The 8647-nt window shown below is 61.7% G+C and carries 7 protein-coding genes; 5 read left to right on the top strand and 2 right to left on the bottom strand.

All coding sequences use genetic code 11. The annotated features are described in order from the left end of the window. Positions 1–54: 54 nt before the first annotated feature. Both NTD82_RS26005 and NTD82_RS26000 read right to left on the bottom strand, forming a co-directional pair. Positions 55–1275 (bottom strand): CaiB/BaiF CoA transferase family protein, encoded by a 1221-nt coding sequence (locus tag NTD82_RS26005; protein WP_262130799.1) that lies wholly within the window; start codon positions 1273–1275, stop codon positions 55–57. Positions 1276–1289: 14 nt separating this feature from the next. Continuing rightward, positions 1290–2471: an acyl-CoA dehydrogenase gene (locus NTD82_RS26000; RefSeq protein WP_262130798.1), complete on the bottom strand. Its 1182-nt coding sequence runs from the start codon at positions 2469–2471 to the stop codon at positions 1290–1292. Positions 2472–2636: 165 nt separating this feature from the next. Between NTD82_RS26000 and NTD82_RS25995 the strand changes: the two genes are divergently transcribed. The 5 genes from NTD82_RS25995 (at position 2637) to NTD82_RS25975 (ending at position 8531) form a co-directional block, all read left to right on the top strand. Continuing rightward, the gene (locus NTD82_RS25995; RefSeq protein WP_262130797.1) at positions 2637–3563 is read left to right on the top strand and encodes a LysR family transcriptional regulator; all 927 of its coding nucleotides are present in this window, start codon (positions 2637–2639) and stop codon (positions 3561–3563) included. A gap of 406 nt (positions 3564–3969) precedes the next feature. Continuing rightward, positions 3970–5091 (top strand): Re/Si-specific NAD(P)(+) transhydrogenase subunit alpha, encoded by a 1122-nt coding sequence (locus NTD82_RS25990; RefSeq protein ID WP_095159014.1) that lies wholly within the window; start codon positions 3970–3972, stop codon positions 5089–5091. Positions 5092–5102: 11 nt separating this feature from the next. Beyond that, positions 5103–5420 (top strand): NAD(P) transhydrogenase subunit alpha, encoded by a 318-nt coding sequence (locus NTD82_RS25985; protein WP_009403440.1) that lies wholly within the window; start codon positions 5103–5105, stop codon positions 5418–5420. Positions 5421–5422: 2 nt separating this feature from the next. Then, a complete protein-coding gene (locus NTD82_RS25980; protein WP_095159015.1) occupies positions 5423–6859 on the top strand; it encodes an NAD(P)(+) transhydrogenase (Re/Si-specific) subunit beta in 1437 nt (478 codons plus the stop codon). A 178-nt stretch (positions 6860–7037) separates the two neighbouring features. Beyond that, the gene (locus tag NTD82_RS25975) at positions 7038–8531 is read left to right on the top strand and encodes an acetyl-CoA hydrolase/transferase family protein (protein ID WP_262130796.1); all 1494 of its coding nucleotides are present in this window, start codon (positions 7038–7040) and stop codon (positions 8529–8531) included. Positions 8532–8647: the final 116 nt, after the last annotated feature.

Below are 8647 nucleotides of genomic sequence, written 5' to 3'. Positions count from 1 at the left end.
CCAAATCAGCTTTTGAGGCCCCGTTTTATTGCTTCTATATATAGAAGCGCTGCCTTAAAGAACCTTGGCCTCGCGCAAACGCAGGATATCGTCCGCCCCCAGCCCCAATACGCTGCTCAGGACCTGCTCGGTATGTTCGCCCAACAGCGGCGGAGCATTGCGGTACTCCACCGGTGTCTCGGACAGTCGAATAGGACTGGCCACCTGCGGAACGCTGCCCCCCAACGGATGAGGGATATCGATGGCCAGACCTCGAGCCTTCACTTGCGGGTCCGCGAACATCTGCGCCAGGTCGTTGATCGGCCCACAAGGGACACCTGCCTGCTCCAACTGACTAACCCACTCGGCCGTAGTCTTAAACACCGTGGCCTGGCGAATCAGCGGGATCAGCTCGGCGCGGTTGGCTACCCGCAGCTTGTTGGTAGCGAAACGCGGATCGTCCGCCCACTGAGGCTGACCCGCAACCTCAGCGAACTTGCGGAATTGGCCGTCATTACCCACCGTCAGGATGAAGTCTCCATCTGCCGTGGGAAAGTCCTGATAAGGCACGATGTTCGGGTGTGCGTTACCCAGCCGCCGCGGAGGCGTACCCGTGGTGAGGTAGTTCATTGCCTGGTTGGCCAGACAAGCCACCTGCACATCCAGCAACGCCATATCGATGTGCTGCCCGCCGCCATGCTGATCGCGGTGGGCGAGGGCGGCCAGGATGGCGACCGTGGAATACAGCCCGGTGAGGATGTCCGTCAGCGCTACGCCGACCTTCACCGGCCCGGCGCCATCTTCGCCCTCGGGGCGCCCGGTCAGGCTCATCAGCCCGCCCAGGCCCTGAATCATGAAGTCGTAACCGGCGCGCTTGGCATATGGCCCGGTCTGGCCGAAGCCGGTGATCGAGCAATAGATAAGCTGCGGGTTCACCTGACGCAGGCTTTCATGATCCAGCCCATAGGCTTTCAGCCCGCCCACCTTGAAGTTCTCGATGACGATATCGGACTTCGCTGCCAGCTCGCGCACCAGGCGCTGACCCTCTGGCTGGGTGAAGTCGATGGTCACCGAGTGCTTGTTACGGTTGGCGGACAGGTAGTAAGCCGCTTCGCTGGTGTTCTCGCCGTTGACGTCCTTGAGGAAGGGCGGGCCCCAGGCCCGGGTGTCATCGCCCGCACCCGGACGCTCGACCTTTATTACCTCCGCCCCCAGGTCCGCGAGGATCTGGCCGGCCCATGGCCCGGCCAACACCCGGGACAGATCCAGCACCCGCAAATGAGAAAGCGCGCCCATGGGCTGGCTCCTTATTAATAGAAGGCCTGGATACCGGTTTGTGCGCGACCGAGGATCAGCGCGTGCACGTCATGGGTACCCTCGTAGGTGTTGACCACTTCGAGGTTGACCAGGTGACGGGCAACACCGAACTCGTCGGAGATGCCGTTGCCGCCCAGCATGTCCCGCGCCAGACGGGCAATCTCCAGCGCTTTGCCGCAGGAGTTGCGCTTCATGATCGAGGTAATCTCCACCGCAGCGGTACCTTCGTCTTTCATGCGGCCCAGACGCAGGCAGCCTTGCAGGCCCAGCGTGATTTCGGTCTGCATGTCGGCCAGCTTTTTCTGGATCAGTTGGTTGGCCGCCAGCGGGCGACCGAACTGCTGACGATCCAGGGTGTATTGACGAGCGGTGTGCCAGCAAGCTTCGGCGGCACCCAGGGCGCCCCAGGAAATGCCGTAACGCGCCGAGTTCAGGCAGGTGAACGGACCTTTCAGGCCGCGCACGTCCGGGAAGATGTTCTCTTCCGGCACGAACATGTTGTCCATGACGATCTCACCGGTGATCGACGCCCGCAGGCCAACCTTGCCGTGAATCGCTGGCGCGCTCAGACCTTGCCAGCCTTTCTCCAGGACGAATCCACGGATATCGCCGGCATCGTCCTTCGCCCAGACCACGAACACGTCAGCGATCGGACTGTTGGTGATCCACATTTTGCTGCCGCTCAGGCGATAGCCGCCGTCGACTTTCTTCGCCCGGGTAATCATCGAGCCTGGGTCGGAGCCGTGGTTCGGCTCGGTCAGGCCGAAGCAGCCAATCCATTCACCGCTGGCCAGCTTGGGCAGGTATTTCTGTTTCTGTGCTTCAGTACCGAACTCATTGATCGGCACCATCACCAGCGAGGACTGCACGCTCATCATCGAGCGGTAGCCGGAATCGATACGCTCCACTTCACGCGCGATCAGGCCGTAGCACACGTAGTTCAGGCCACTGCCGCCGTACTGCTCGGGGATGGTCGCACCCAACAGGCCGACTTCGCCCATTTCGCGGAAGATCGCAGGATCGGTCTGTTCATGACGGAAGGCTTCCAGCACGCGTGGCGCCAGCTTGTCCTGGGCGAAGTGGAAAGCGCTTTCACGCACCATGCGCTCTTCTTCGGTGAGCTGCTGATCGAGCAGCAGCGGATCGATCCAGTTGAAGCTTGCTTTGCCGGCCATGAGGGAATCCTCGAAGTAGGGAAGGGAGATGTTTTTGTCGTGCATTGATCCTAGGCCTGAACGGGCAGGGCGACAAACGAGGATTGCGCATACTCTTGTGATGTTTTCTCACTCCGTGGCAGGCTGAGAGGCCATTTCCACCGGTGATTAGTGAGGTTGACGTATATGCGGCGCAAGATCCCCAGCACTACGGCCCTCGTCTGCTTCGAGGCCGCGGCCCGCCACGAGAGCTTCACCAAGGCGGCGCAGGAACTGTCACTCACCCAAGGCGCCGTCTGCCGACAGATCGGTGGCCTGGAGGAGTTCCTCAATGTCGAACTGTTCCGCCGTTCGCGGCGCGGGGTGAAGCTCACTGAAGCGGGTTTGTCCTACAGCCGGCGAGTGGCGACACAACTGGATGCGGTGGAGCGCGACACCCTGTCGGTGATGGGCCAGCAAGGTGCCAACGTGATCGAGCTGGCGGTCGTGCCGACCTTTGGCACGCAATGGTTGTTGCCGCGACTGAAGGACTTCCAGCAGCGCCACCCGGAGGTGACGGTCAACCTCACGAACCGGACGCGGCCCTTCCTGTTTGCCGACACCCATTTCGATGCCGCGATCTACTTTGGCGATGCCGACTGGTCCGGTACGCAATCCCACCGCCTCATGGGAGAAAACCCGGTGCCGGTGTGCAGTCCGTCGCTGCTCGGCCCGCATCCTCACCTGACGCCACAAACCATCGCGCAATTGCCCTTGCTGCAGCAGACCACCCGACCCTACGCATGGCGCCAGTGGTTCGACAGTGTGGACATGAATGTCGCCCGGGACATGACAGGCCCACGCTATGAACTATTCTCGATGTTGGCCCAGGCAGCGATGCATGAGATGGGTGTGGCGCTGATTCCACCCTTCCTGATCCAGCGCGAACTGGGGGAGGGCAGCCTGGTGATCGCCAACCCGCACGCGCTGTCCAGTATCAAGGCGTATTACCTGATGATCCCGGAAAGGAAGGTGGAATCGGCTTCCTTGCGTGCTTTTCGCGATTGGCTGGTGAGCGAGGCTCAGCGCTACGCCGCGGCCCACAAGGACGAAACAGGATTACTGACCCAGTAGTCAATAAACACGAGGCCCTACAGATGTATGTAAATGTCGCATAGGCGACAACTGTTTCAGTCACGTTCAAAACCCCGTCAAACCCCACTGTTTTCGGGGCTTTCCTGCCATTCAAACGACGTTTTTCATGGCCAACATGAAAATTGTCAGAAAATTTTTAATTTTTCTTTTAATGTCGCTAAAGCCCGTATTTGACGGGCTGGAGCCGAATCGTTGCGACATACGGTCACAGGGTGACTTGTAGTTTGTTTGTCGTTTCCATTCAGAACCCATTGAAGCGATTAAGGATCGCTTGCAAAATGCCGCGCCCCGCCTCGTTCAGGCGGGATCGTGCTGATCGGCCGCCCAGACGCACCATCCGTAGTGCGCTGGTTCAACTACAAAAGATCACGCAGGAGAATACGACGTGCACATTGGTGTTCCTCTCGAAACGCAGACGGGCGAAACACGGGTCGCTGCCACTCCCGAAACCATCAAGAAACTGGTGGGACAGGGTCATCAGGTCACTGTGCAACGTGGAGCCGGCCTGAACGCCAGCATCCCGGACAGTGCCTATGAGGCTGCCGGCGCCGTCATGGGAAGCGCCGCCGATGCGTTTGGCGCGCAGCTTGTCCTGAAAGTTGTAGCGCCCGACGACAGCGAACTGGGCCAGATCAAGAGCGGTACCGTGCTCGCGGGCATGCTCAACCCGTTCAACAACGAACTCATCGCCAAGATGGCCGAATGCGGCATTACCGCCTTCGCCCTCGAAGCCGCGCCACGCACTTCCCGGGCCCAGAGCCTGGACGTGCTGTCCTCGCAGGCCAACATCGCCGGCTACAAGGCTGTGTTGCTCGCCGCTCACCACTATCCACGCTTCATGCCGATGCTGATGACCGCCGCCGGTACGGTGAAAGCCGCCCGCGTGCTGATTCTCGGTGCCGGTGTGGCCGGCCTGCAGGCCATTGCCACGGCCAAGCGCCTGGGTGCAGTGATCGAAGCCTCGGACGTGCGTCCGGCGGTGAAGGAGCAAATCGAATCGCTCGGTGCGAAGTTCCTTGATGTGCCGTATGAAACCGACGAAGAACGCGAATGCGCCGTAGGCGTCGGCGGCTATGCCCGACCAATGCCAGCCAGCTGGATGCAGCGCCAGGCGCAAGCCGTACACGAACGCGCGAAGCAGGCCGATATCGTCATCACCACCGCACTGATCCCGGGCCGCAAGGCACCGACGCTGCTCAGCGCCGAGACCGTGGCGCAAATGAAGCCAGGCTCGGTGGTCATCGACCTCGCCGCAGCGCAGGGTGGCAACTGCCCGCTGACCGTCGCCGACCAGGTGGTACAGGTGAACGGCGTCACCATCGTCGGCCCGACCAACCTGCCCGCGCAGGTCGGTGCCGATGCTTCGGCGCTGTACGCCCGCAACCTGCTGGACTTCATGAAGCTGCTGTTCGACAAAGACGGCGCGCTGACGATCAACCTCGAAGACGACATCGTCGCCGCGTGCCTGATGTGCCGCGACGGCCAGGTCATCCGCAAGAACGGATAAGGAGCCAGACAATGGAAGACATGCTGATCTCTCACGGCGTCTATAACCTGATCATCTTCGTGCTGGCGATCTATGTCGGTTACCACGTGGTCTGGAACGTCACGCCCGCGCTGCACACCCCGCTGATGGCCGTCACCAACGCCATCTCCGCCATCGTCATCGTCGGCGCCATGCTCGCCGCCGCCCTGACCGTCACCCCGCTGGGCAAGGTCATGGGCACCCTCGCGGTCGCCCTGGCAGCGGTGAACGTATTCGGTGGATTCCTCGTCACCCGGCGCATGCTGGAGATGTTCAAGAAGAAGGCCGCGAAGGCTGAGGGGCAGAAGTAAAAATGAGCATGAACCTGGTAACTCTTCTCTACCTGGTCGCTTCGGTGTGCTTCATCCAGGCCCTGAAAGGCCTGTCGCACCCGACCACGTCCCGCCGCGGCAACCTGTTCGGCATGCTCGGCATGGCGCTGGCGGTGGTCACCACCGTCGGCCTGATCTACAAGCTTGGCGCCGAGCTGGCCACCGACGGCATCGCCTACGTGCTGGTCGGCCTGCTGGTCGGCGGCAGCGCTGGCGCGATCATGGCCAAGCGCGTTGAAATGACCAAGATGCCGGAGCTGGTGGCGTTCATGCACAGCATGATCGGCCTGGCGGCGGTATTCATCGCCATCGCCGCGGTGGTCGAGCCGCAATCGCTGGGCATCGTCAGCAGCATCAGCGACCCGATCCCCGCCGGTAACCGCCTGGAGCTGTTCCTTGGCGCGGCCATCGGTGCGGTCACCTTCTCCGGTTCGGTCATCGCCTTCGGCAAGCTCTCGGGCAAGTACAAGTTCCGCCTGTTCCAGGGCGCACCGGTACAGTTCGCCGGCCAGCACAAGCTCAACCTGGTGCTGGGCCTGGCCACTATCGGCCTGGGCCTGGTGTTCACCTTCACCGGCAACCTCACCGCCTTCGCGGTCATGCTGGCCCTGGCGTTCGTCATGGGCGTGCTGATCATCATCCCGATCGGCGGCGCGGACATGCCGGTGGTGGTGTCGATGCTCAACAGCTATTCGGGCTGGGCGGCGGCCGGTATCGGCTTCTCGCTGAACAACTCGATGCTGATCATCGCAGGCTCGCTGGTGGGTTCGTCCGGTGCGATCCTCTCGTACATCATGTGCAAGGCGATGAACCGTTCCTTCTTTAATGTAATCCTCGGCGGTTTCGGTGGTGCGGCGGATGCCGGCGGCCCGGCCGGCGCGCAGGAGGCCCGTCCGGTGAAGTCCGGTTCGGCCGACGACGCGACCTTCCTGCTGAGCAACGCCGACACCGTGATCATCGTTCCCGGCTACGGCCTGGCCGTGGCCCGTGCCCAGCACGCACTGAAGGAACTGACCGAGAAGCTGACCCACAACGGCGTGACTGTGAAGTACGCGATCCACCCGGTGGCGGGCCGTATGCCTGGCCATATGAACGTGCTGCTGGCGGAAGCCGAAGTGCCGTATGACCAGGTGTTCGAGATGGAGGACATCAACTCCGAGTTCGGCCAGGCCGACGTGGTGCTGGTGCTCGGCGCCAACGACGTGGTCAACCCGGCGGCGAAGAACGATCCGAAGTCGCCGATCGCCGGCATGCCGATCCTGGAAGCCTTCAAGGCCAAGACCATCATCGTCAACAAGCGCTCGATGGCCAGCGGCTATGCCGGCCTGGACAACGAACTGTTCTACCTCGACAAGACCATGATGGTCTTTGGCGACGCCAAGAAGGTCATCGAGGACATGGTCAAAGCGGTGGAATAAGCCCCTCGCGGTACTGTGACAAAAAGCCCCAGCGCGGTAACGCCTGGGGCTTTTTCGTCCCCGGCCCGCCGACGGAAGGCTCTATTTCCGGGCTTCGCCTACGACCTTGGTCGCGCGACGAACATTTGCGAAATCACTAGACTGCGCATCTAGCTTCAGTAGCCCGAGATAACAATCCATGTACCGTGATCGCATTCGCTTGTCCTCGCTGCACAGTAAAGTCATGAGCGCGGAAGACGCCGCCGCCCTGATCCAGGACGGCATGACCGTCGGCATGAGCGGTTTCACCCGTGCTGGTGAAGCCAAGGCCGTTCCCCACGCGCTGGCCGAACGGGCCAAGCAGTCGCCGCTGAAAATCAGCCTGATGACCGGCGCCAGCCTGGGCAATGACCTGGACAAGCAACTGACCGAAGCCGGCGTATTGGCCCGGCGCATGCCGTTCCAGGTCGACAGCACCCTGCGCAAGGCCATCAACGAAGGCAAGGTGATGTTCATCGACCAGCACCTGTCGGAAACCGTCGAACAACTGCGCAACGCCCAGCTCAAGCTGCCGGACATCGCCGTCATCGAAGCCGTGGCGATCACCGAGCAAGGCCACATCGTGCCGACCACTTCCGTGGGCAACTCGGCCAGCTTCGCGATTTTCGCCAAGCACGTGATCATCGAGATCAACATGGCGCACAACGCCAACCTCGAAGGCCTGCACGACATCTATATCCCGACCTACCGCCCGACCCGCACGCCAATCCCGCTGGTCAAGGTCGACGACCGCATCGGCAGCACCGCGATCCCGATCGACCCGGCGAAGATCGTCGGCATCGTCATCACCAACCAGTCCGACTCGCCGTCCACCGTGCTGCCGCCGGATGAAGAAACCCAGGGCATCGCCAACCACCTGATCAACTTCCTCAAACAGGAAGTCGATGCTGGCCGCATGACCAACAAGCTCGGCCCGCTGCAGGCCGGTATCGGCAACATCGCCAACGCGGTGATGTGCGGCCTGATCGAGTCGCCGTTCGAAGACCTGACCATGTACTCCGAAGTGCTGCAGGACTCGACCTTCGACCTGATCGACGCCGGCAAGCTGAGCTTCGCCTCGGGCAGTTCGATCACCCTGTCGAGCCGCCGCAACGCCGACGTATTCGGCAACCTGGAGCGCTACAAGGACAAGCTGGTACTGCGTCCGCAGGAAATCTCCAACCACCCTGAAGTGGTCCGTCGCCTGGGCATCATCGGCATCAACACCGCGCTGGAATTCGACCTGTACGGCAACGTCAACTCCACCCACGTCTGCGGCACGCGGATGATGAACGGCATTGGCGGCTCGGGCGACTTCGCCCGCAACGCGCACCTGGCCATCTTCGTCACCAAGTCGATCGCCAAGGGCGGCGCGATTTCCAGCGTCGTTCCGATGGTCAGCCATGTGGACCATACCGAGCATGACGTCGATATCCTGGTGACCGAGCAGGGTCTGGCCGACCTGCGCGGCCTGGCGCCACGCGAGCGAGCCCGGGTGATCATCGACAACTGCGTGCACCCGGATTACCGCGAGGCGCTGAACGACTACTTCATCCGCGCCTGCGAGCGTGGCGGTCATACCCCGCACATCTTGCGTGAGGCCTTGGCCTGGCACGAAAACCTGGAAGAAACCGGTCGCATGCTCGCCGGTTGATCCATGACAGTTGGCAGCCGGTGACGCGCAATGCGCACCGGCTGTACAGTTGCCTCATTCAAATCCACAAAAACTGTTCTACTGTACCGGTAATGTCCCACAGCTTTTCCACCTCA

The sequence above is a fragment of the Pseudomonas sp. 5P_5.1_Bac1 genome (assembly GCF_025466015.1).
Classification (GTDB): Bacteria; Pseudomonadota; Gammaproteobacteria; order Pseudomonadales; family Pseudomonadaceae; genus Aquipseudomonas.
Note: the sequence above shows the minus strand (reverse complement) of the source record. Positions and strands in the feature narration are given on the sequence as shown.